Source organism: Bacillus sp. FSL L8-0152 (assembly GCF_038006365.1).
In the GTDB taxonomy this organism is placed as follows: Bacteria; Bacillota; Bacilli; order Bacillales; family Bacillaceae_G; genus Bacillus_A; species Bacillus_A cereus.
Map to the genome: position 1 here is coordinate 713,691 of NZ_JBBOVB010000001.1, position 22,073 is coordinate 735,763.

Here is a 22,073-nt window from a genome sequence, read left to right on the forward strand (position 1 = left end):
AATAATTAGATTTTTTATATTATTTTATCAGAAAAGTTTTAATTTTATATAGAAAATGTAATCGCTTTCGTGTATATTTTTATTATCAGAAAATTTTAACAAGACATAGGGGTATGGTAGGGGGAGGATTTAGATGCAGCAACCAACGAATGAGAAATTACATCGTACGATGAAGAGTAGACATTTATTTATGATCGCACTAGGTGGTGTAATCGGAACTGGTTTTTTCTTAGGTTCTGGTTACACTATTAATCAGGCTGGACCAGGGGGAGCCATCCTTTCATATTTAGTAGGCGGATTTATTATGTATTTAACAATGCTTTGTCTTGGAGAGTTAACGGTAGCAATGCCAGTTTCAGGTTCTTTCCAAAAGTATGCGACGAAGTTTATTGGACCAGGAACGGGCTTTATGATCGGCTGGTTATACTGGCTTGGCTGGGCAGTAACAGTAGGACTAGAATTAACGTCAATCGGTTTAATGATGAAAAGATGGTTTCCAAATGTTGATGTTTGGGTATGGTGCCTTGTATTCGGCGTTATTTTATATGCTTCAAACGCAATTTCGGCGAAAAGTTATGCCGAATTAGAATTTTGGTTTTCTAGTATTAAAGTAATTACAATCCTTGCATTTGTTGTTCTTGGTGGTAGTGCATTATTAGGATTTATATCATATGACGGAAAAGAAGCAGCACCTCTTTTCTCTAACTTTGTAAGCGATGGTGGACTTTTCCCAAATGGACTAGCTGCCGTATTACTTACAATGATTACAGTTAACTTCTCGTTCCAAGGAACAGAGTTAATCGGAATTGCAGCGGGAGAAAGTGAAAATCCAGAAAAAACAATTCCACGTGCGATCCGTAATACAGTATGGCGTATTATGTTATTCTTCATTTTAACAATGACAATTTTAGTAGGATTAATTTCTTGGAAAGAAGCAGGCGTAATTGAAAGTCCATTCGTAGTTGTATTTGATAAAATCGGTATTCCATATGCAGCTGATATTATGAACTTCGTTATTATTACTGCGTTATTATCTGTAGCGAACTCTGGATTATATGCAGCGACACGTATATTATGGTCACTTGCAAATGAAGGAATGGCACCAACTTCCTTCCAGAAAGTAAATAAGCGTGGTATTCCAATTACAGCGCTAGTCGTAACGATTGCGGTAGCTGGATTATCTCTATTCACAAGTTTCCTTGCAGAAGATACAGTATACATGTACTTATTATCGATAGCTGGTTTATCGGCTGTTTCAAGTTGGATCATTATTGCTTTATCGCAACTTCGCTTTAGAAGTCAGTATATAAAAGGCGGAGGAAAGTTAGAGGACTTAAAGTATAGAACACCACTATATCCGATTGTTCCAATTTTAGCTTTAATTACAAATAGCATCGTTGTTATTAGTTTAGCGTTTATTCCTGAACAAAGAATGGCGTTATACTGCGGTATTCCATTTATCATTTTCTGCTATATATATTATTATTATATGAGTAAGAAACAGCAGAAACCGATGAAAGTGGAGATGGACAAAACAAATGAAACTAACAATCAAACACGATGATATAAAGGCAGATTTATCGTACGCTCAATTAGCGATTGGAAAAGAAAACGGGTATTCACCGTTACAATTACTCGTTTCTTCTATCGCAGGATGTAGTGCAATTGTCTTTCGAACAATTTTAGAAAAGAAACGTATTACATACGATACGTTTACGATCGAAACTGAAATTGGTAGAAGTGAAGCTTTATCCAAACCAGTTGAAAGTGTTCATTTGCACTATAAAATTAAAGCGGAAAACATTACAGAAGAGCAGTTGGACAAAGCATTGCAGCTTGCAGTGAAAAATTGCACGATTGTTCAATCTGTAAAAGATAGTATAAAAGTTACGGAAACAATTGAACTAATAAAATGAAACATAAAAACGTGAGAGCCGTATTCTCACGTTTTTATGTTTTTAGAAAGAGGGGAAAGTGTAGTGGAGTGTTTAGGTTGTAAATTAGCAAACGAAGAGAAAAAAATATATAAAGTATATGAAGATGATTATGTAACTTGCTTTTTAGATCATGCGCCTTTCTACCCAGGACATACTTTAATTGTGCCAAAGCAGCATGTTGTAGAAGTAGACGAATTAGATGACGTTGTAGCAAGATCAATTATGGATGCTTCTAAGCTGATTGCAAAAGCGATTAAGGCATTATATAAACCAGATGGAATTACAGTTTGTCAAAATGGTGGAGTATTTAACGAGTTAACACATTACCATATGCATGTCGTACCAAGATATAAAGAGCGTTCGTTTGCTGAGTTTTATACGGTGCAAACGGAGGAAAAGAAGAATCATAACTTTGAAGAGACAAAGAATTTGTTAAAAGAAGCGATAGAGCAAATACTGCATATTGAAAAGGTGTAAAAGAATTTTTCTTAGAGATACAGTCAGGAAAATTCTAATATTAAAAAGCCCAATTTCTTAGTTACAATAGAGAAATTGGGCTTTTACTTATTCTATTATTAAATTTTATCTATAAAAAGATTTTGCAGTGTCACAAAGTTACAGTGCTCATTCGTTATATAGAGTGAGAGGAGGAATTATATGAAAGTTACAAACAACGATTATGAAAAGATGGAAGAGCTATATGAGTTGTATGAACAAAAAATTTATTATGTAGCTTATTCTATTTTAAATAATATTCAACAGGCTGAAGATGCGGTTCAAGAGACGTTTATTACTCTTTATAAGAACTTGGAAAAGCTCCATAGCTTGAGTACGGAAGAGCTTAAACGCTACATTTTGAGGGTTGCGAAAAACAAGGCGATTGATAGCTATCGGAAAAATAGACGACATGAAACATTTTTAGGAGAATATGAAAGAGAATCAACAGAAACAGTAGATGAAAATATTGAAGAGTGGGAAAAACGTGTAATGTCCGAGTTTCAAATTGATGCATTGTTAAAAGAGTTAAATGAGTCTAATAGACAGGTGTTTAAGTATAAAGTCTTCTATAACTTAACGTATCAAGAAATTTCAAGTGTCATGGGGATAACGGAGGCCAATGTCCGCAAGCAGTTTGAGCGTGCTCGAAAACGAGTCCAAAATATGATAGGAGGTATACAACATGACGAATTCAAAGAACTCCAAAGAAATATATGAACTTGCTGAAAAAATTGCTTTAGATGATTTTGATAAACTCGAAGAACAACATGAATTTTCACATACATATACGCGCAAAAAGAAATTGTTTATGGAAGAAATGAAGCTGAGAGGCGAGCGACCACAGAAAAAGCGTAAAAGACATCGTATGTTAATCACTGCTGCCTGTTTATTAATTGGTATGCCAACAACTGTTTTTGGTGCAGTGAAAGTCTATAATATGATTGTTCAAAAACAAAATTACGAAGTAAATGTGTCGGTAAAAAATAAGGACTCAAAAAAGAGTGATAAGTGGTATAAGCTGAAAATAGGTAAATTGCCAGAAAATATGGAAGCAATCGATGATAGTGCTATGAAATATTCATTTAAAGATAACGACGCAATGGGCGGGTTTTCATTCGTTCTTTCGAGAGTGGGAGAAAATGCGGATTTTCAAACTTTATATTCAAAAAGTTATGAAGAAAAAGAGATAAATGGCAGGAAAGCAGTAATTGTCCATAAAGAAACTGGAAACAACAACGTAATGTTTGACAGAAAGGTCTTTCTCTTTTTTGAGAAAGAAGGGATTATGTTAGAAAGTTATATTGGATCCGATGTAAACGAAGAACAAATGATAGATGTGTTAGGGAGTATTTCACTTGAGCCTACGTCAAAAGAAAAGGCATCATATATAGCAGATTATGATGAAAATCGCTTTACCAAAGCAGCTGAACCGAAAGAAAATAAGGTGATTCCATTGAAAAAAGATAGTAAACGACTATTTCATATAGGACAAAAGGTTCCAGTAACGATATCTATGGATAACAGCCAAATTGAATATGTGATAGAAAAAGTTGAAGTCTTTGATTCAATTAAAGATTTTAAACAAGAGAATTTTAATGAACTTGGCCTAGAGATATTAAGCAAGAATAAGGCTTTAGATCAGATGGGAAAATTACTATCGTACAGACGAGATGAATATAAATTAGGGAATGGTAAAGATTCAATTGATACATTAGTAGATTCGAAATTAGTTAATGTTAAATTTGTCTATTTAACAACAACAGTGAAAAATATTGGTAAAAAGTCGACAGAAGAAATCTATATGCATCCATCCATAAAACAGCTTAAATTTGAAGGGAATGCATGGAACTACGCTAAAGAAGAGGGAATGGACGCAACGCGTATTATGACGGGTGAAGTGGATTATTTAGAACCTCACGGAGATGGAAAAAGCTTTTACAATATTGGCAGTATCACACCAGGACAAACTGTAAAGGTTAATCTAGGTTATTTTGTAGATGAGGATAAACTAGATTCAATCTTTTTGGATGCTTTCAATTACAGAGGGACTGGCGACACTGAAAATATGAATGCGAAACATCGTTGGTGGTTTGATATTCGTCAACAGTCAAAACAATAGGAACAAATACACAAAAAGCTGCTTATATTTAGCAGCTTTTTTCGTCTTCATACATATGTAAAACTTCTTTCGCACGTATACGTAAACCATCTATCAATTCTTTCGGTTCTAAAACTTTTGCATCTTTTCCAAGTCTATAAAATAAAGGAGTAATAAAGTTAGTCTCACCTTTATCAATTGTTGAATGTATATATCCTGTCCCATCCTCGTTTACTATAACGAATTCCTCAAGGTAAGGAACGCTTTTACATTGGCGTACGCCTTCTGTTGTCAGTAAAACATGTAACTGAGTAGGACTATGTACTAAGTTAGAGTCAGAGGCAAACCACTCTTCTAAATTCATGAATGTATCCTCATTTTCTTCCGTTGATAATATAGAAAGAATACGATCGATGCGATACAGTAATACTTTTTTCCTGCCATAGTCATAGGACGGTAAGTACCATAGCCCGTCATGAGAATATACACCGATAGGATGAACATGTTTTGTTTTTATTCCCGACTTAGATTCGTATTGAAAGTGTAAATCTTTATTTTCAATAGCCGCGGTTAGCACTTCGTTTAAAAGGGGTGTATCAATTGCTCTCTTCGGATTCCAAAAGGCAATATAAGAGCGTATTTTATCAACTTTCGCTTTCGCATCATGTTGTAGAGAGCTATATAGTTTATGAGTGACAGAATTGATTTCTGTATTAAAAGGCAAGTCTCTGTAGTAGCTTAAAGATTGAAAGGCAAAAAAGATGGAGACTGCTTCTTCTTCCGTAAATAAGATAGGTGGAATGACCCTAGTTGTTAATACTTTATATCCTCCATTACGACCTTGTTCAGCATAAATGGGTAATCCCATATCACTTAAATCTAAAATGTATCTATGAACCGTACGAACGGAAATATTAAATTCATCAGCTATTTCTTGCGCTGTAAATGCTTTTTTTGTAGAAGCAAATATAAGAATATCTAATAAGCGTTTAGCTTTTGACAAATGTATCACCTTTTTTCTTTTTAACATGACATAAATTGTCGTGTTTTATTGTTAGTATATTGTTTACATCATATGTTATCAAGATGAGATGCAAGGAGGAAAAGATATGTCACGTGAAATAGTTTTATTTATAGCGGCGAGCTTAGATGGATATATTGCGAAAGAAAATGATGATTTAGAGTGGTTAATGGAAACGGAAGGAGAGGGAGATAACGGTTATACAGAAATGTACGAAACGATTGATACAATAATTATGGGAAAGAAAACGTACGATTATGTAGTAGAGCATACGGAAACATTCCCGTACTTAGATAAAGCATGTTATGTTTTTTCTCGTTCAGAAAAAGGTTCAGACGGAAACGTGGAATTTGTAAATGAAGATGTAGTGGAGTTTACAAAAAGGTTAAAAGCACAAGAAGGATCTAAAATATGGATGGTTGGTGGAGGAGAGCTACTGAGAGAATTCTTTAAAAATAATCTAATTGATGAATATATTGTTACGATTACACCGCATATATTAGGCTCAGGTGTCCCATTATTTAAAGAAAAGAATCCAGAAATTAATTTAACTTTAACGGATACGAAACGTTTTGGGCAATTTGTAAATTTATATTATAAAGTAAAATGATAAAGTGAAACTTTAATCAGTGGGGGTTTTGTTCATCTCCCACTGATTATTAGTTGAACCAATCGGGCTTTTACGGGCAGTTGATCCCCCACCTAACTTCTTTGCTTCCGCTGAATTTTGATGTAGGGGTCGTACTGCCCGTTAATGCGGGATAAAGAAACACGACTACTGATGATAGTCGTGTTTCTTTATAGATGGTAATGAAATTATAAAGCAAGACCCGTGATTGATTTCACTCGTTACTGTAATATTCCCGCCGTGTAGCTCTACAATTTCCTTCACGATAGAGAGTCCTAAACCAGTTCCGCCTGTAGATCGTGTTCTTGCTTTATCGACACGGTAAAAGCGGTCAAAAATGTGAGGGAGGTCTTCAGGCGGGATACCTTCGCCTTCGTCCTCAATTTTAATGGAAACACGTTTATGTTCCTCTATTACAGAAATATTGATATAAGAATGCTCCTTTGAGTGTCTATAAGCGTTATTTAACATGTTTACTATAACTTGTTCAAATCGCTGCTCATCTAAGTTTCCTAGCAGTGTAGGAGGACAAGAGAAAGAAACTTTAATGTATCTTTCTTTATACATGGCGTTTACTTTTTCAGCTATGCGAGTAAGGAAGGTGTGTAAATGCACTTCCTTTACTTGAATAGAAAAGTTATGTTGTTCCATTTGTGCAAGTGAAAATAAATCTTGAACTAAGTTTGTAATGTAATCAGACTCATCTTTTATAATTGATAAATATCGCAAACGTTGCTCAGGAGGGGTGCTTTCTTTTAAAGCAATGTCAGCATAACCTCTTACGTATGTTAATGGTGTTCGTAATTCGTGAGCAACACTTGCTAGAAATTCACTTCGCTCTGTTTTCATATAATGTAAATCATTTGCGAGCGTTTGAATAGATGATGCTAGTTCACCAATTTCATCATTTCGAGTAGTTGTTAACGAAACGGACAAATCGCCTTTACTCATTTTTTCAGTTGCATGTTTCATGTGTAACAATGGTTTTGTTAACAAACGTGATAATAGAAAGATGGTGATGGCTGTTAGTAGAAACGTAATGACTCCGGCAATAATGAATTGTCTTGTTAGCCCGTTAACCATTTCCTCGATTGATTCCGTCCCGAGAAACATATATACGTAGCCTTCCGTTTTTCCAGCCACTACAATGGGGCTAACTGTACATATATAATTAGATGTTTTCCAATGATTCTCTATAATTGCTCCGTCATGATCTGTCCGTGTTTGCATCTTTTCAATATGCTTTTTTATAGTAGTATTTATTTCATTGGATTTAGCTAGTACCTCCTTATTTGCATTTGTAATAACAACAGTAGTTTCGGCTTCGGATTCCATTAGTGCAACATGGGAGATTGTTTGCTTATCAAAATACTTTTCAAGGACATCTCTGTGACTATTTCCGCGCTTTAATAAAGCTGTCATTTCTTCATTTACTCTATTGTTGACAAGGCTATAATAAAGCGAGACAAATAGAACACTTTCGATTAAAAGTGTAACAATCAAAAAATAAAATCCGAGCTGAATAGAAATTCGCTTCATTGCTTTGCTCCTTAATCTAGAGTATCAACCCATCGATATCCGACTCCGTAAACAGTTTTTAAATGGTGATCAATAGGGAAATTTGCTTTTCTCAATTTATCACGTAAATTACGAATATGTGAATCGACTGTGCGATCTTCTGTATTTGTGTTTAACCCCCAAATTCGTTCGATGAGCTGATCACGGTTTAATACGTAGTTCACATGGCGTAAAAATAATCCGAGTAAAGAAAATTCAATTGGTGTGAGAAGGAGTTCTTCATTATGGACAGAAACGAAGTGTTTTGTTTCATCCCATACAATACCGTGATATTGGATTTGTTTATGTTCATTTGTACGTCTTAAAACGGCTTCAATTCTTGCGAAAAGTTCTTCTTCATGGAAAGGTTTCGTTACGTAATCATCGGCTCCAAGTTTTAATCCTTGAACGACATCTACTGTTTGATCACGAGCTGTAACCATAATAATGGGAATGTTACTAAAAGATCGGATTTTTTTGCACGTTTCCCATCCGTCCATCTTTGGCATCATAATATCGAGTAAAACAAATTTAAAGTTTCGATTTTCTATATGTAAAATAGCCTCTTCTCCTGAAGTCGCACATACGCAGTTATATCCAATTGGGGTAAGATAAAGCGTTAATAATTCAAGCATTCTCGGTTCATCGTCTACGAGCAGTATATCAATCATAGAGAGCCCTCCATATTTATAATCGTTACTTAAAGTGTAATGCAAAATCATGAAGAAATGGTGCAGATTATGATGTGTCTGCATAATTTCTTCAGAATTGCTTGTTATTGTGGAGTTGAAATTACATTTTAGGTAATCATATTGGCTCAAAAATGATTAATACGGAGGCGGTATAATGAAAAAAATGACCCGAATTTTTGGGATAACAATAATTACAGCAGTTGGTCTTGCTGCATGTGGACAAACGAATACAGACCATAAAAACCATGAATCTACAAAAGAGAAGAAAACAGAGCAAAAGGAAATGAAAATGAATCAGGAGGTAACGGCGCCAAAAGAAATGAACGAAGGGGCATCGAATGATTTATTAACGACAAGTTTAAAAAATGTAACAAGGTTAAATACAAATGATCCCCTGCAAATGGCAGTGTTAACTTCGCAAACGATATGGCCAGCAACCCATAAAGAGAACCAGCCGGGTGCTGTTATTTTAGTACCAGCAAGCGAGTGGCAATTAGGTATTGCGAGTGCAGACCTTATTCATCATCCGAATAACGGGCCGATTTTATTTATAGAAAAAGAAAAGATACCGGAAATGACGTTAAAAGAAATAAAACGATTAAATCCAATCGGAACGAAAGATGGAACACAAATTATGGTGATGGGGGATGTAGGTACTAGCGCGCTTGAACAATTAAAAGGTTATAAAGTAAAACAAATAAAAGAAACGGACCCAGCTATATTTGCGAAAGATGTTGATAAGGAGTATGCCGATATAACAGGAAGCTACCCAAATAGTGTTATTATCGGTTCATCTGCAGAAGAAGGACGCTTATATACAACACCCGCTGTAAACTGGATTTCTCATATGCCGGAACCACTACTCTATACAGAAAAGGATAAAGTGCCAGAAGCGACAATAGAGGCATTAAAAATGAGAAAAGATAAAGCAAATATATATGTATTAGGGCCAGAAAAAATTGTTTCAAAAGAAGTAGAAAAAGAGTTAAGCAAATACGGGAAAGTAACGCGTATTAGTGGAGAGACCCCTACAGAAAACTCGATTGCGTTCGCTAAATTTAAAGATGAAAAAACAAAATTTGGCTGGGGATTCACAAAACCTGGTCACGGTGTGTCATTTGTTTCAAGCAAAACACCAGATTTAGCAGTTGCTGGGGCACCTTTTTCACATATGGGTAAACACGCACCTGTTGTATTATTAGAAGAAGGTAAAGCTTCACAACCAGTGTATGACTTCCTTGCAAGCATTCAGCCGAAGTTTAAAGATGATCCAACACTTGGACCATATAATCATGGTTTCTTATTAGGAAGTACGAGTGATATTTCATTTGAAACACAAGGAATACTAGATGAGAGGTTAGAAATTGTTCAGGAAAGTGGTCAAGGACACGGTGGACATTAATGAAATGAGAAAAGACGCTACTAAGGTAGCGTCTTTTTCTTTAGGAAACTTTTACATAGCAAAAAATCTTCTACTCGTTATATAATAGCTTTCGTGCAGTCGGCTAGATTTTCTTATGGAGAAAATCAAATTATAAAGGAGTAGAGGAGTGGTATTTTGTTTCAAACGATAAAAAATGACTGGTTTTCTAATGTGAGAGGGGACGTGTTATCAGGAATTGTCGTTGCTTTAGCATTAATCCCTGAAGCGATAGCCTTCTCTGTTATTGCAGGCGTGGATCCGACAGTTGGACTATACGCAGCCTTTTGTATTGCGGTTACCATTTCATTTGTTGGCGGAAGGACTGGAATGATTTCAGCTGCAACAGGTGCAATGGCATTATTAATGGTAACGCTTGTTAAAGATCATGGTTTGCAATATTTATTTGCTACAACAATATTAACAGGTATTGTCCAAATTATTTTTGGCGTGTTCAAACTGAGCTCATTTATGAAGTTTGTTCCGAAATCTGTTATGAGTGGTTTTTTAAATTCACTTGGAATTTTAGTTTTTACAGCGCAATTACCGCATTTTAAAAATGCAACTTGGCAAATGTATGCACTTGTCGCGTTAGGACTTGCAATTATATATGTATTTCCACGTATTACGACAGCTGTACCGTCTACACTTATTTCCATTATTATTGTGACAAGTATTGCACTTATGAGCGGATTACAGTTGAAAACAGTAGGGGATATGGGAAGCCTGCCGAAAGAATTACCGTTCTTTAGTATTCCTGATGTGCCATTTACATTAGAAACATTAGGGATTATTTTACCTTATGCAGTTATGCTTGCAATCATTGGTTTACTAGAGTCTTTATTAACAGCTTCAGTTTTAGATGATATGACGCATACAGAAAGTAATAAGCATAAAGAGGCACGCGGACAAGGGATTGCAAACATCGTTGCTGGATTTTTCGGAGGAATGGCAGGATGTGCAATGATCGGTCAATCTGTTATTAATATTAAATCAGGTGGACGAGTTCGCCTATCAACATTTGTAGCGGGCGGATTTTTAATCGTATTACTATTCGTTTTAGGAGATTATGTCGTTCATATTCCGATGGCAGCTTTAGTTGCGGTTATGATTATGGTTTCAATCGGAACGTTTGATTGGAACTCTGTAACAACGATTCATAAAGTACCAAAAGGAAACGCATTTGTTATGATCGTAACAGTTGTGATTGTCCTAATTACACATAACTTAGCATTAGGTGTAATTATCGGAACAGTAATTAGTGCGGTGTTATTTGCATTCAATATGGCAAAGATTCACGTGAAACATTTATATATTGAAAATAAGAAAATATACGAAATTCACGGTCAACTTTTCTTTGCATCCACAGCCGATTTCATAAATAATTTTTCATTTAATGAAGATGTAAAAGAAATTGAAATGAATTTTACTCATGCGCACGTATGGGATGATTCAGCGGTGGCATCAATTGATAAAGTTATCATAAAGTATGAGCAAAGTGGTGTGAAAGTAAGTATAACAGGATTAAATGAACGTAGCTCAAAACTTGTTGCAAATTTAGCTACTTATAATAAAAGAATTGCTAGTTAAAAGCCTCCTTTTTAGGAGGCTTTATTATATAATACGAGTAGGATAACGAAAAGGGGATTCAGCATATGTACAAACAAATTATATTAGCATGTGACGGTTCTGAACATGCACTTCGAGCAGCCGAACATGCAACATATATTGCAAAATGTAGCGAAGAAACAAATGTTGAAGTTGTGTACGTAGTAGATAATAGAACGGCAAAATCAGATATTATACAAGGTCAAATAGATTTAGAAACAATATCAGCTAGTCGAAAAGATAAATTAAAAGAGATTGAAGGTTTATTAAAGAAAGAGAACATTTCTTATACAATTACGATATTACATGGTGATCCTGGAGATACGATTGTTCAATATGTGAATACAGGAGATATAGATCTTGTTATTGCTGGGAGTAGAGGGCTAAATACACTGCAAGAAATGGTGCTTGGTAGTGTGAGTCATAAAATAGCAAAGCGTGTGAAATGTCCGGTGATGATTATAAAATAAAATGTAACTAAAGACCTTAGTATAGCTGAGGTCTTTTTTATGTATAAATAACTCTCATTTCTGGAAATACTAGATATATAAGTTGAAAAGATGTTAACTTACAAATTTGTAAGTTAGTTGTTAGAGAAATCGATGTTATGAAATTTTTCCCATTGGTAAAATAAAAGTATCAAAGGGGAGATAGGGAGGATGGGAGCAATGAAATCATTTCAAAATTTGTCATATAGTCAAGGGGTAAGCTTAATTTGTCTAGGAGGATTTGCTGGATCTGTTACGTTAGCTGTTTTAATAAAGGTATTTCATCAAATCTTTTAATATTAGAGTAGGGAAGGAATTGGTTGTTATAAATAGTAAGAAAAGGATTGTAAATAAAAAATAGCTCCTGGCATGTATCTCAGTGCCAGGAGCTATTTTATTATTTCTCTGTTTCTGCTTTATCGCTCGTTACGCTAACTTTACCCCACTTATATTGATCTTCTGGTGTATATTTGTAATCTTTTACGCGATTATTTACACCTTTTAGGTCAAATTTATAATGAAGTGGAATTAATGGTACTTCATCATGAACTAATTTTTGCCATTTATCGTAGACATCTTTACGGTACTTTTCATCAGCAGCTTTTGGAGAAATACCTTGTTTTAATAATTCTGTGTTTTTGTCAGTAGCCCAACGTGTGTAATTGAACGCTGCATTTTTAGCCCAAATACCAGAAGGATCTGGATCAGATGCAGTTCCCCAAGCTGCCGCAAAAAGATCAACTTTTGGATCATCTTTTTTAATCATATCGTAGAATGAGTTGAATTCATGTAAGCGACCATCAAGAAGCTCTACTTTTAGACCGATGTCTTTCCAAGATTGAATAAAGAATTTTGCAAGTGGTTCACTTACATCGCTACCACTCATTGATAAGAAATTAGCTTTAAATTCTTTACCATTCGGGTCTTCGCGGAATCCATCCCCGTTCGTATCTTTATAGCCAGCTTCATCTAATAACTTTTTAGCTTTCTCTACATCTTTATCATAGGCACCAATTTTATTGTTATGATATTTTGGTAGAGATGGTGGGATTGGTGAGTTAGCCGGATAACGTAGGCCGTGATATAATTTTTCGCCAATTTCTTTTCGATCAATAGCATACGCCATCGCTTGACGTACACGAACATCTTTAAATTTCTCCTTATCCATCACTACTTCTTCTTTTTCTTTATCCATATGGCCTAATTTAAAGCCGATATAACTATAGTATAAATCGGTTTTACCGACTAATTGTGCATTTTTTAATTTACTTACATTTGGATACTGATCTGCACTTACTTCAGCAATGTCAATATCACCATTTTTTAAGGACGCGTTAACAACGGAAGGGTTAACAACTTTTAAAACCATACTTTTCAGTTTTGGTTTTCCACCATAATAATCATCAAAACGTTCAAATTCAACAGATTCTCCTGGAGTAATTTTCTTCACTTTAAAAGGTCCGAAACCAATTGGGTTTTTACGAATTTTGTCAGATTCTGCTAATTTATCGATTGGTACATCTCCTAAATATTTCTTATGAAGAGGGTATGCCCAAAGCCCAGTTTTCACTGAAGGATTCGGCTCTTTAAATGTAATCGAAATTGTTTTTGGATCCGTTACCTTTATACCTGAAATTTTTTCGGATTTTCCATTGTGGTAATCTTCCATACCTTCAATCATTTGCATTTGAGTGTCATAGCGAGAACCGGCATATTTTTTACTACCAATCACTAGATAAGAGTATTCTAAATCCTCAGCAGTAACAGGGTTTCCATCATGCCATTTTACATTATCTTTGATTTTTAGTGTAATTGTCTTTTTATCTGCAGAAATTTCATATGTAGCAGCGCCATCATTTGTGTATTCCCAGTTTTCGTCATTTGATAATAAAGATTCATCGAAAATTGTAATGACTTGGTTATCAGGATCTCCTTCATATACAGCGAAATTTAAAAGTCCTTCAAATGGTGTGTTAGAAACAAGACCATATGTTAATGAACCATCTTTAATTTCCTTTTTATCATTTTTAACAGATGCACTAAATTTATTTGTATCTACTTTTTTTGTGCTGCTCGTTTTTTCACTACCACCACTGCCCCCACATGCTGAAAGTAGTAATGTTGAAACTGCAAGTGTACTTAATACTTTGAAAAACTTTGGCTTATTTGTCATTTCTTCCACCCCTTATCCCTTTCTTTGTCTTGCGTCGGCCGAACGGCGTAGCGCTTGACCAATAAAATTTATACACAGCATCAATGTTAAAATCATGATTGATGCGGGTAACCAAATCCACCATTTCTCTTGTAATACATCTGGATTTCTAGCATAACTAACAAGTGTACCAAGGCTTGGTGTACTTTCTGGTAGACCAAATCCTAAGAAAGTTAGACCAGATTCAATACCGATGTTTCCAGCAAGATTTAATGTAATGCTAACAATGATAATTGAACTTAAGTTAGGTAGTACTTGGAAAAGAATGATTTTCCAGTTTGGTGTTCCTAAAGTTTTAGATGCAGAGACATAATCGAGTTCTTTTTCAGTTAATACTTTTGAGCGAATTAATCTGGCTTTTCCTGTCCATAAGAACACGCTCATAATTAAAATGAAAGTGAAAATATTGAACGTAGGAACAAGTGTAATAAATACAATTACAAGCATTAAAAATGGTAAAACCATAACAAAGTCGATAACGCGCATAATGATATTATCAATAGTTCCTCCGAAATAACCGGCAATTAATCCAATTGAAAGACCAATTAAACAAGAAAGAATAGTAATTGCTAATCCAATTGTAAATGAGTTACGTGTACCAATAATAAGTTGACCGAAAATATCGCGTCCTCCGTAATCTGTTCCTAACCAATGTTCAGCAGAGGGAGGAGCATAAATAGCGAATAAATCAACTCGTACAATATCTTCTTGTTTCATAATAAAAGATGTTGCGTAGACTGCTAGTAATAAAATTGCTAGGAAAAAAAGTGAAAACATTGCTAATTTATCTTTACGAAGTTCTCGCCACATAATAGAGAAACCGGAAGGGCTTTTTTCGTAATGAATAACTTCAGTTTGTTTTTCGGGTTTTGCTAACATAATGTTTCTTCACCTCCATTAATCAATACGAATACGTGGATCGACGATGCTTAGAATAATATCTGAAAGGAGAGTTCCAAGTAACGTTGCAAATCCAGTAAACATAACGAGTGCAGTTATTACACTAAAATCACGTTGAGAAATAGATTGTATAAATAGTTGTCCAATTCCTGGATAGCTAAAAATACTTTCTAAGAAGATGGCACCGCCAACTAATCCTGTAATTTCATAGCCTAAGAAGGCTGCAATTGGTAAGAATGAATTTCGTAAAATATGTCTAGAATAGATTTTTGATTCTGGAACACCTTTTGCTCTTACTGTACGCACAAAGTCTTTATGTTTCGTATCAATAATTTCGCTTCGTAAATATTGAACAGTACCAACTGTTGCAATTAATGCCCCTGATAAAGCTGGTAGTAGCATGTGATTTAATTTGCTTAAATAGTAAGCAAATGTTCCTGTTGCAACTTGAGGATCTACGCTACCGCCGGTTGGGAATATTGCAAACTTAAATCCGAATAGGAAGAGCATAACGAGTGCAAATATAAATAGTGGTGTAGCAAAACCTAGATAGTTGTAAATGGTAATGAGTCGATCAGCCCATGTATCATTCCACCGCCCACTTATAACTCCTAGTGGTATGGCAATTAAATAAGTAAGAATAAGAATAACAAGTGCTAAAGATACTGTATTTCCAAGGCGTTCTCCAATTAACTCGGTTACTTTCATTTTGTGTGCATAGGAAATACCGAAGTCACCTTGGACTGCATTTTTAATCCAGCGAACATATTGTGTTGTAACTGGGTCATTTAATCCAAGCTTTTCACGTTGTTCTTCAATTACTTTTGGATCCGCTTTTGGATTCATTGCTCTGCCGGTTAATGCATCACCTGGCATTGCTTTAGCTAGTAGAAAGACGAGCACGCTTAATATGAATAATTGCGGAATCATGATTAAGATTCGGCGTAATATAAACTTCCACATGTTTTATCACTCCCTTAAGGTAATGCCACCCGGTGTGTTGGCGAGATTGTTTTTAAATCGTAAGCACGACCATTTTCGTTGAAATAGTTTTCGTATGATTTTTCGTATTCAGCGCTTACTTCACGACGTAATTTACGTTGTTGTTCGCGGTTTTCAGGACGAATATCAGGAATAGCTGATATTAAGCGCTTCGTATAGATATGTTGTGGATTATTATAAATTTCTGCACTTGTTGCTTCTTCAACGATGCGCCCGCGATACATAACACCGATACGGTCACACATATGGCGAATTACGCCTAAATCATGACTAATAAATAAGTATGTTAGTCCGAGTTCAGCTTGTAAATCTTGCAAGAAGTTTAAAACTTGAGCTTGTACCGACACGTCAAGTGCAGATACAGGTTCGTCCGCGATAATAAGCTTCGGTTTTAATGTAAGTGCCCGTGCAATACCAATTCGCTGTCTTTGTCCACCAGAAAACTCATGTGGATATTTATAAACAGATTCTGGGTTTAATCCAACTATACTAAGATACTCTTGAACGGTTCTACGTTCTTCATCAGGTGAGAGCTTCTCAAAATTCCGAAGAGGTTCAGCAATAATATCGAGAACACGTTTTTTCGGATTTAATGATGAATAGGGATCTTGGAAAATCATTTGAATATCTTTTCGTTGTTCACGTAGCTCAGAGCGACTTAACTTTGTTAAGTCTTTATTGTTAAAATGAATGCTACCATTTGTCGCTTTCGTTAAATGCATAATTGCTTTACCTGTTGTTGATTTACCACTACCAGATTCACCAACGATTCCGTATGTTTCACCCGGTTGTAATTCAAAACTTACGCCATCGACAGCGCGCACGAAATCTAATGTACGTCCGAAGAAACCACCTTTAATTGGGAAATGTACTTTTAAATCGTCTACTTTAAGCAGTGCCATGAGTTACGTCATCTCCTTTCTTATCTTGGAAGTTGAAATGCTTGTAGCAAGTACAACGTACCCAATGGTCTGGCTTTACTTCATGCAAAATTGGATTTTCCTCGTGGTGATCAGGTCTAATCCATGGAATTCGAGCTTGGAAACGGCAACCCGTGCGAGGCATCTTCGCCAACGAAGGAACAACCCCTTGAATCACGTGTAACTTTTCTTTTTCTGCATATGCAGACGGGATTGAGTTTAATAAGGAACGAGTGTATGGATGAAGAGGATTATTAAAAATCTCTTCTACTGTTCCTGTTTCTACAACTTGTCCTGCATACATAACGACAATACGATCGGCGGTTTCGGCAACGACGCTTAAATCGTGTGTAATTAAGATGATGCCCATTTTTGTTTGTTCTTGAATGGATTTTAGTAAGTCTAATATTTGAGCTTGAATTGTTACATCTAGAGCGGTTGTTGGCTCATCTGCAATGATGAGTCCAGGCTTACAAGCAATTGCAATTGCGATAACAATTCTTTGTCTCATTCCGCCAGATAATTCGTGTGGGTATTGTTTATATGTAAGTTCTGGTTTTGGAATACCAACTTGATGGAGTAGTTCTAAGGTGCGTTCTTTCTTTTCAACTTTTGAAAGGCTTGTGTGGTAGTCTAAGTTTTCTTCGATTTGTTTTCCAACTGTCATAAGAGGATCGAGTGCTGTAAGAGGTTCTTGGAAAATCATACCGATGTTTGATCCGCGTACTTTATTCATCTCTGCGGCGGACATGGTTAGTAGATCCTTATCTCTATAGTTAAGCTGCCCTTGTAATTTTGTATTTGCTTCATTATGCAATCGCATAATGGAAAGGGCAAGTGCACTTTTTCCGCATCCTGACTCACCAACGATAGCAACAATTTCATTTTCATGAACAGTTAAGGATACATCATCAACTGCTGCATGATACTGATCTTGTATACGAAAGGAAGTTTGCAAGTTTTCAATACGAAGAAGTGGATTCTTCATGGCTATCCCTCCATCTTTTCTGAAAAAACTAAATATTTTGTATGTTGTTATTTTAATATAAATTGACAATGTTTGACAAGGATAAGTTGAAAAAATATTCAAAAATCTTTTTATATAAAAGTGGAATGCAGTTGTATTAGGTGTTGAAGTAATTTGGAAGCGCTAACATATATATGAGAGGAAAATAAATCTTTTGTAAGAAAAAAGATTTATATGTAGAAAAAAGAGAGGCATTCTGGAAAGAATGGTCTCTCTTTTTTTTGATAAGTATAATATTTGTACTTAAGCTTGCTTTTGTTTTGTTGATCCTGTATTTAAAGTAAGGGCAAGGAAGAACATTGCAAGTATGCAAGATGCAAGTAATAAGATAAATCCGCCATCCCATCCGAATGCATCTACGATAAAGCCCATAGCGGCACTAGCGAAAGCAGCTCCGCCTAAGTAACCGAAGAATCCAGTTAAGCCTGCTGCAGTTCCAGCAGCTTTCTTTGGTGCTAAATCTAGAGCGTGTAGACCAATTAGCATAACCGGTCCGTAAATTAAAAATCCAATTGCGACAAGTGCGATACTATCAACCATTGGATTACCAGGAGGGTTTAACCAGTAAACAAGAACTGCGATAAATACACCAACCATAAATAAAATACCAGCAGGTGCACGACGTCCTTTAAATAGTTTATCACTCATCCATCCGCAAAGAAGTGTACCTGGAATACCAGCCCATTCATATAGAGCGTAAGCAGTACGTGAGCTACTATGAGTAAAGCTTTTTTCTTCTACTAAATAAGTAGGAGCCCAGTCTACAACGCCGTAACGTACGAAATATACGAAAACGTTCGCAATAGCGATGTACCATAAAAACTTATTGTTTAGTACGTATTTAAATAAAATTTCTTTTGCCGAAAGTTCGCGTTCGCGATCTTTTATTTTCTCATCTGGTGGATATTCTCCAGTATGCTCTTCAATAGAAGGTAGTCCACAAGATTGAGGCGTATCTTTCATCGTAATTAATACATAAATACCAACTAAAATTGAAAGAATACCTGGGAAGTAAAAAATACTTTTCCAGTCATTTGCAAAGAAGTATAAGCCTAATGTTACAAGAGAAGGCATAAGCGCGCCGCCGACATTATGAGCGACGTTCCAAATAGACATTTTTGTACCACGTTCGCTAATAGAGAACCAGTGAACCATCGTACGACCACAAGGAGGCCATCCCATACCTTGTACCCATCCATTTAAAAACTGAAGTACAAACATAAGTATAATGCTCGTTGTAATGAAAGAAAATGAGCCGAAAATAATATTAATGATACCTGATAAAAATAGCCCAGCTGCTAAAAAGTAGCGAGGATTACAACGATCGGATACGATACCCATCAAGAATTTACTTAATCCGTAAGCGATAGATACTGCTGAAAGGATAACCCCAAGTTCCCCTTTACTAAAGCCTTGTTCGATTAAGTATGGCATTGCTAGTGAAAAGTTTTTTCGAACAAAGTAGTAACCTGCATAACCGATGAAGATACCTAAGAATACTTGTAAACGTAATTTACGGTATTCGCTATCAACGCGATCAGCTGGTAAGCGTTCCGCGTGGGGCGCAGGTTTAAATAATTGTGTGAAAAACATAAAATGAAAATCCTCCCCTAATTAATTCGAAGCGTTTTAAGACAGAGAACATAAAAAGGCCATGAAATATAAAAAAGTTTCCTTTTTTATGATTCATAGCCGTGTACTCCGTTTCTCCGTGACTGTCAATATTAACTTCGTCGAAAATTATACAACTTTGTGACAAAAATGTAAACGTTTTTATAAATAAAAGTATTGACGTATTTTGTTCGCGGGATTAATATTTAAATACGTTAAATATTTTATTGTTTAAATAAGAGGTGGATAACATGCCAAATGATATGACGCATATCGATAAAATTCAAGCTCTTGCCTTTTCGATTGGAAAGAAAATGCAGACGGAGTTATTAGAACAAATGCAAGCAACAGGACTTACACCACCGCAGTTTTATATTTTAAAGATTTTAGATCATTATGGGGCTTCAAGAGCGACAACATTAGCAAAAAAGATGTATGTGAAGCCTAGCGCGATTACAGTGATGATTGATCGTCTAATCGATCAAGAACTTGTAGAACGCTATCACGACAAAGATGACCGTCGTGTTGTCATCATCGAGTTAACGAAAAAGGGGAAAGCTAGAGTAGAAGAGGCAATGACAGCTCGCAACGAGCATATTGCAAAATACTTTTCACATTTAGAGTTGCAAGAAAGAGAAGATTTATTACGTCTCTTTGAGAAGTTAGAAACCATTATTTGCGGGACACAAGAGAAAAAAGAGAATAACTAAGAGGAATTGAGGAGATTACATGGAGCAACAAGAAAATCAAAATAGAAAGTTGTTGTTAATCGGTTTAGTAATCGCGATGCTATTTGCTGCATTAGATGGAACAATTGTTGGTACAGCAATGCCACGTATCGTCGGTGACCTAGGCGGATTAAGTTTAATGACATGGTTAACGACAGCTTATATGTTAACATCAACGACAGTTGTACCAATTGCAGGTAAATTAGCGGATTTACTTGGTCGTCGTAACGTATATATAACAGGGCTAGTTATTTTCATGATTGGTTCGGCGTTATGTGGTATGGCGAATGGTATGACAGAATTAATTATTTTCCGCGGTATTCAAGGTCTTGGTGGCGGTATTATGATGCCAATGGCTATGATTATTATTGGAGATATGTTCACGGGAAAAGAACGTGCGAAATGGCAAGGTATTTTTGGTGCGTTATACGGTCTTGCTTCTGTAATTGGACCGCAAGTTGGTGGTTGGATTGTAGATGCAGTGAACTGGAGATGGGTATTCTACATTAACTTACCGGTTGGTATTTTAGCAACAATCTTTATTGCAATGGGATTAAAATCACATAAACAAACAGGACCAATTAAAATTGATATCGCTGGAATCTTTACAATGATTCTAGGTGTTGTAAGTTTATTACTTGCGCTAACGTTTGGCGGAAAAGATTATGCATGGGATTCTTGGCAAATTATCGGTTTATTCGCACTAGCTGTAATTGGTATCGTTAGCTTTGTTATTGTTGAAACGAAAGCTGAAGAGCCGATTTTACCAATGCATTTCTTTAAAAATCGCACATTTACAATACTGAATGCGATTGGATTCTTTATGAGTATTGGAATGTTCGGCGCGATTATGTTCGTACCATTCTTCATGCAAGGTATTGTAGGAGTAAGTGCTGCTGAATCAGGAACAATTATGACTCCAATGATGATTACAATGATTGTAATGAGTATTATCGGTGGGCAACTTGTATTAAAAGTTGGTGTAAAACCACAAATTATCGCAGGTATGCTTATTATGGCCGGTGGTTTTTGGTTATTAACAACGATGGATATGCACACAACGAAGCTTACAGCTACTTCTTATATGATGGTTATCGGTTTAGGAATGGGTCTTGTAATGCCGACATTAACATTAGCGTTACAAGAAAGCTTCCCGAAAAAAGACCTTGGTGTCGTAACGTCATCAAGTCAGTTCTTCCGTCAAATTGGTGGAACATTTGGTATTACAATTTTAGGATCAATTATGAATAACACTTCAGGTACAACGTTAACAAATAAATTAGTACCTGTATTAGATACATTCCCGAAAGAAGCGGGACAAATGGTAACGAAATTTAAAGATATGATTCACACAGATCCACAAGGTTTATATTCGATGCTATTTAGCCCAGAGGCATTAAAACAAATGCCAGAAGCGTTTGCTAACAGCATTGTACCTATTTTGAAAAACTCTTTAGTAGACTCGCTTCATACTGTATTCTTAACAGGATTAGTATTTATCGTAGTAGGTGCCATCTTTACGATTTTCTTACAAAAAATTAAACTATCAGATCGTAAAAAAGATGCTGAAGAGCCTGCTGTTGAAGAAAAAGAAAAAACTGTATCATACTCGTAATGAAGAAGCATCGCCTTATGGCGGTGCTTTTTTGAGTATAACCTTAAAAGCTTTTTAGTGAGAAATGATTGACGTATTTTTAGAAATACGTTATATTATTTTCTGTAAACG

At 35.6% G+C, this 22,073-nt stretch carries 21 protein-coding genes; 12 read left to right on the forward strand and 9 right to left on the reverse strand.

Features of this window, described 5'->3' with window-relative positions:
* The first annotated feature begins 133 nt into the window (after nucleotides 1–133).
* The 5 genes from MHH27_RS03650 (at nucleotide 134) to MHH27_RS03670 (ending at nucleotide 4,554) form a co-directional block, all read left to right on the forward strand.
* Nucleotides 134–1,564, forward strand: coding sequence for an amino acid permease (locus MHH27_RS03650; protein ID WP_001187099.1), 1,431 nt, complete (start codon nucleotides 134–136; stop codon nucleotides 1,562–1,564).
* The gene (locus MHH27_RS03655; protein ID WP_000778853.1) at nucleotides 1,539–1,916 is read left to right on the forward strand and encodes an OsmC family protein; all 378 of its coding nucleotides are present in this window, start codon (nucleotides 1,539–1,541) and stop codon (nucleotides 1,914–1,916) included. Before MHH27_RS03650 ends, MHH27_RS03655 begins: the two co-directional genes overlap by 26 nt.
* Nucleotides 1,917–1,979: 63 nt before the next feature.
* Nucleotides 1,980–2,414 carry an HIT family protein gene (locus MHH27_RS03660; protein ID WP_098251341.1) on the forward strand — a complete coding sequence of 145 codons (435 nt, stop codon included), beginning with the start codon at nucleotides 1,980–1,982 and terminating at the stop codon, nucleotides 2,412–2,414.
* Nucleotides 2,415–2,594: 180 nt separating this feature from the next.
* On the forward strand, nucleotides 2,595–3,152 hold the full coding sequence (locus tag MHH27_RS03665) for an RNA polymerase sigma factor (RefSeq protein WP_098251342.1): 558 nt from the start codon (nucleotides 2,595–2,597) through the stop codon (nucleotides 3,150–3,152).
* Nucleotides 3,118–4,554, forward strand: coding sequence for a DUF4367 domain-containing protein (locus MHH27_RS03670; RefSeq protein ID WP_098251343.1), 1,437 nt, complete (start codon nucleotides 3,118–3,120; stop codon nucleotides 4,552–4,554). Before MHH27_RS03665 ends, MHH27_RS03670 begins: the two co-directional genes overlap by 35 nt.
* A gap of 28 nt (nucleotides 4,555–4,582) precedes the next feature.
* Here MHH27_RS03670 and MHH27_RS03675 read toward each other — a convergent pair whose 3' ends face one another.
* Nucleotides 4,583–5,563 (reverse strand): helix-turn-helix transcriptional regulator, encoded by a 981-nt coding sequence (locus MHH27_RS03675; RefSeq protein ID WP_340941658.1) that lies wholly within the window; start codon nucleotides 5,561–5,563, stop codon nucleotides 4,583–4,585.
* 79 nt (nucleotides 5,564–5,642) lie between these two features.
* Between MHH27_RS03675 and MHH27_RS03680 the strand changes: the two genes are divergently transcribed.
* On the forward strand, nucleotides 5,643–6,164 hold the full coding sequence (locus tag MHH27_RS03680; protein WP_000085779.1) for a dihydrofolate reductase family protein: 522 nt from the start codon (nucleotides 5,643–5,645) through the stop codon (nucleotides 6,162–6,164).
* A gap of 165 nt (nucleotides 6,165–6,329) precedes the next feature.
* Here the strand turns inward: MHH27_RS03680 and MHH27_RS03685 are convergent, their stop codons facing one another.
* Together MHH27_RS03685 and MHH27_RS03690 are read right to left on the reverse strand one after the other, a co-directional pair.
* A complete protein-coding gene (locus MHH27_RS03685) occupies nucleotides 6,330–7,721 on the reverse strand; it encodes a sensor histidine kinase (RefSeq protein ID WP_098235140.1) in 1,392 nt (463 codons plus the stop codon).
* Between the two features lie 11 nt (nucleotides 7,722–7,732).
* Complete coding sequence (locus MHH27_RS03690) at nucleotides 7,733–8,410, reverse strand: response regulator transcription factor (protein ID WP_053565245.1); 678 nt, start codon at nucleotides 8,408–8,410, stop codon at nucleotides 7,733–7,735.
* A gap of 175 nt (nucleotides 8,411–8,585) precedes the next feature.
* Here MHH27_RS03690 and MHH27_RS03695 point away from each other — a divergent pair, with 175 nt between their 5' ends.
* From MHH27_RS03695 to MHH27_RS03710, 4 genes are all read left to right on the forward strand, one after another.
* On the forward strand, nucleotides 8,586–9,833 hold the full coding sequence (locus MHH27_RS03695; RefSeq protein WP_088022976.1) for an ArsR family transcriptional regulator: 1,248 nt from the start codon (nucleotides 8,586–8,588) through the stop codon (nucleotides 9,831–9,833).
* A gap of 156 nt (nucleotides 9,834–9,989) precedes the next feature.
* The gene (locus tag MHH27_RS03700; RefSeq protein ID WP_340941663.1) at nucleotides 9,990–11,441 is read left to right on the forward strand and encodes a SulP family inorganic anion transporter; all 1,452 of its coding nucleotides are present in this window, start codon (nucleotides 9,990–9,992) and stop codon (nucleotides 11,439–11,441) included.
* A gap of 65 nt (nucleotides 11,442–11,506) precedes the next feature.
* The gene (locus MHH27_RS03705) at nucleotides 11,507–11,929 is read left to right on the forward strand and encodes a universal stress protein (RefSeq protein ID WP_098251447.1); all 423 of its coding nucleotides are present in this window, start codon (nucleotides 11,507–11,509) and stop codon (nucleotides 11,927–11,929) included.
* 198 nt (nucleotides 11,930–12,127) lie between these two features.
* Nucleotides 12,128–12,244, forward strand: a complete 117-nt coding sequence (locus tag MHH27_RS03710) for a DUF4027 family protein (protein WP_002094283.1) — start codon at nucleotides 12,128–12,130, stop codon at nucleotides 12,242–12,244.
* A 100-nt stretch (nucleotides 12,245–12,344) separates the two neighbouring features.
* Here the strand turns inward: MHH27_RS03710 and opp4A are convergent, their stop codons facing one another.
* The 6 genes from opp4A to glpT all read right to left on the reverse strand — a co-directional run bounded on the left by opp4A (nucleotide 12,345) and on the right by glpT (nucleotide 19,601).
* Complete coding sequence (gene opp4A / locus MHH27_RS03715) at nucleotides 12,345–14,120, reverse strand: oligopeptide ABC transporter substrate-binding protein (protein ID WP_098235138.1); 1,776 nt, start codon at nucleotides 14,118–14,120, stop codon at nucleotides 12,345–12,347.
* Between the two features lie 12 nt (nucleotides 14,121–14,132).
* The gene (locus MHH27_RS03720) at nucleotides 14,133–15,038 is read right to left on the reverse strand and encodes an ABC transporter permease (protein WP_064532043.1); all 906 of its coding nucleotides are present in this window, start codon (nucleotides 15,036–15,038) and stop codon (nucleotides 14,133–14,135) included.
* An 18-nt stretch (nucleotides 15,039–15,056) separates the two neighbouring features.
* Nucleotides 15,057–16,022, reverse strand: a complete 966-nt coding sequence (opp4B, locus tag MHH27_RS03725; RefSeq protein ID WP_098235137.1) for an oligopeptide ABC transporter permease — start codon at nucleotides 16,020–16,022, stop codon at nucleotides 15,057–15,059.
* Between the two features lie 14 nt (nucleotides 16,023–16,036).
* Nucleotides 16,037–16,963, reverse strand: coding sequence for an ABC transporter ATP-binding protein (locus tag MHH27_RS03730; protein ID WP_064532047.1), 927 nt, complete (start codon nucleotides 16,961–16,963; stop codon nucleotides 16,037–16,039).
* On the reverse strand, nucleotides 16,950–17,969 hold the full coding sequence (locus tag MHH27_RS03735) for an ABC transporter ATP-binding protein (RefSeq protein WP_090978411.1): 1,020 nt from the start codon (nucleotides 17,967–17,969) through the stop codon (nucleotides 16,950–16,952). Before MHH27_RS03735 ends, MHH27_RS03730 begins: the two co-directional genes overlap by 14 nt.
* A 282-nt stretch (nucleotides 17,970–18,251) precedes the next feature.
* The gene (gene glpT / locus MHH27_RS03740) at nucleotides 18,252–19,601 is read right to left on the reverse strand and encodes a glycerol-3-phosphate transporter (protein WP_000466388.1); all 1,350 of its coding nucleotides are present in this window, start codon (nucleotides 19,599–19,601) and stop codon (nucleotides 18,252–18,254) included.
* Between the two features lie 269 nt (nucleotides 19,602–19,870).
* Here glpT and MHH27_RS03745 point away from each other — a divergent pair, with 269 nt between their 5' ends.
* Together MHH27_RS03745 and MHH27_RS03750 are read left to right on the forward strand one after the other, a co-directional pair.
* Nucleotides 19,871–20,329, forward strand: a complete 459-nt coding sequence (locus MHH27_RS03745; protein ID WP_001132365.1) for a MarR family winged helix-turn-helix transcriptional regulator — start codon at nucleotides 19,871–19,873, stop codon at nucleotides 20,327–20,329.
* A 19-nt stretch (nucleotides 20,330–20,348) separates the two neighbouring features.
* Nucleotides 20,349–21,962, forward strand: a complete 1,614-nt coding sequence (locus tag MHH27_RS03750) for an MDR family MFS transporter (protein ID WP_000437647.1) — start codon at nucleotides 20,349–20,351, stop codon at nucleotides 21,960–21,962.
* Nucleotides 21,963–22,073: the final 111 nt, after the last annotated feature.

Excerpts from the sequence above, each read along its gene's own strand:
- MHH27_RS03690 (WP_053565245.1), bottom strand. The coding sequence starts at position 8,410 with ATGATTGATATACTGCTCGTAGACGATGAACCGAGAATGCTTGAATTA.
- MHH27_RS03720 (WP_064532043.1), bottom strand. The coding sequence starts at position 15,038 with ATGTTAGCAAAACCCGAAAAACAAACTGAAGTTATTCATTACGAAAAA.
- MHH27_RS03735 (WP_090978411.1), bottom strand. The coding sequence starts at position 17,969 with ATGAAGAATCCACTTCTTCGTATTGAAAACTTGCAAACTTCCTTTCGT.
- MHH27_RS03685 (WP_098235140.1), bottom strand. The coding sequence starts at position 7,721 with ATGAAGCGAATTTCTATTCAGCTCGGATTTTATTTTTTGATTGTTACA.
- MHH27_RS03655 (WP_000778853.1), top strand. The coding sequence starts at position 1,539 with ATGAAACTAACAATCAAACACGATGATATAAAGGCAGATTTATCGTAC.
- MHH27_RS03710 (WP_002094283.1), top strand. The coding sequence starts at position 12,128 with ATGAAATCATTTCAAAATTTGTCATATAGTCAAGGGGTAAGCTTAATT.
- MHH27_RS03705 (WP_098251447.1), top strand. The coding sequence starts at position 11,507 with ATGTACAAACAAATTATATTAGCATGTGACGGTTCTGAACATGCACTT.
- MHH27_RS03745 (WP_001132365.1), top strand. The coding sequence starts at position 19,871 with ATGCCAAATGATATGACGCATATCGATAAAATTCAAGCTCTTGCCTTT.
- MHH27_RS03750 (WP_000437647.1), top strand. The coding sequence starts at position 20,349 with ATGGAGCAACAAGAAAATCAAAATAGAAAGTTGTTGTTAATCGGTTTA.
- opp4B (WP_098235137.1), bottom strand. The coding sequence starts at position 16,022 with ATGTGGAAGTTTATATTACGCCGAATCTTAATCATGATTCCGCAATTA.
- opp4A (WP_098235138.1), bottom strand. The coding sequence starts at position 14,120 with ATGACAAATAAGCCAAAGTTTTTCAAAGTATTAAGTACACTTGCAGTT.
- MHH27_RS03650 (WP_001187099.1), top strand. The coding sequence starts at position 134 with ATGCAGCAACCAACGAATGAGAAATTACATCGTACGATGAAGAGTAGA.
- MHH27_RS03680 (WP_000085779.1), top strand. The coding sequence starts at position 5,643 with ATGTCACGTGAAATAGTTTTATTTATAGCGGCGAGCTTAGATGGATAT.
- MHH27_RS03730 (WP_064532047.1), bottom strand. The coding sequence starts at position 16,963 with ATGGCACTGCTTAAAGTAGACGATTTAAAAGTACATTTCCCAATTAAA.
- glpT (WP_000466388.1), bottom strand. The coding sequence starts at position 19,601 with ATGTTTTTCACACAATTATTTAAACCTGCGCCCCACGCGGAACGCTTA.
- MHH27_RS03665 (WP_098251342.1), top strand. The coding sequence starts at position 2,595 with ATGAAAGTTACAAACAACGATTATGAAAAGATGGAAGAGCTATATGAG.
- MHH27_RS03670 (WP_098251343.1), top strand. The coding sequence starts at position 3,118 with ATGACGAATTCAAAGAACTCCAAAGAAATATATGAACTTGCTGAAAAA.
- MHH27_RS03675 (WP_340941658.1), bottom strand. The coding sequence starts at position 5,563 with ATGTTAAAAAGAAAAAAGGTGATACATTTGTCAAAAGCTAAACGCTTA.
- MHH27_RS03695 (WP_088022976.1), top strand. The coding sequence starts at position 8,586 with ATGAAAAAAATGACCCGAATTTTTGGGATAACAATAATTACAGCAGTT.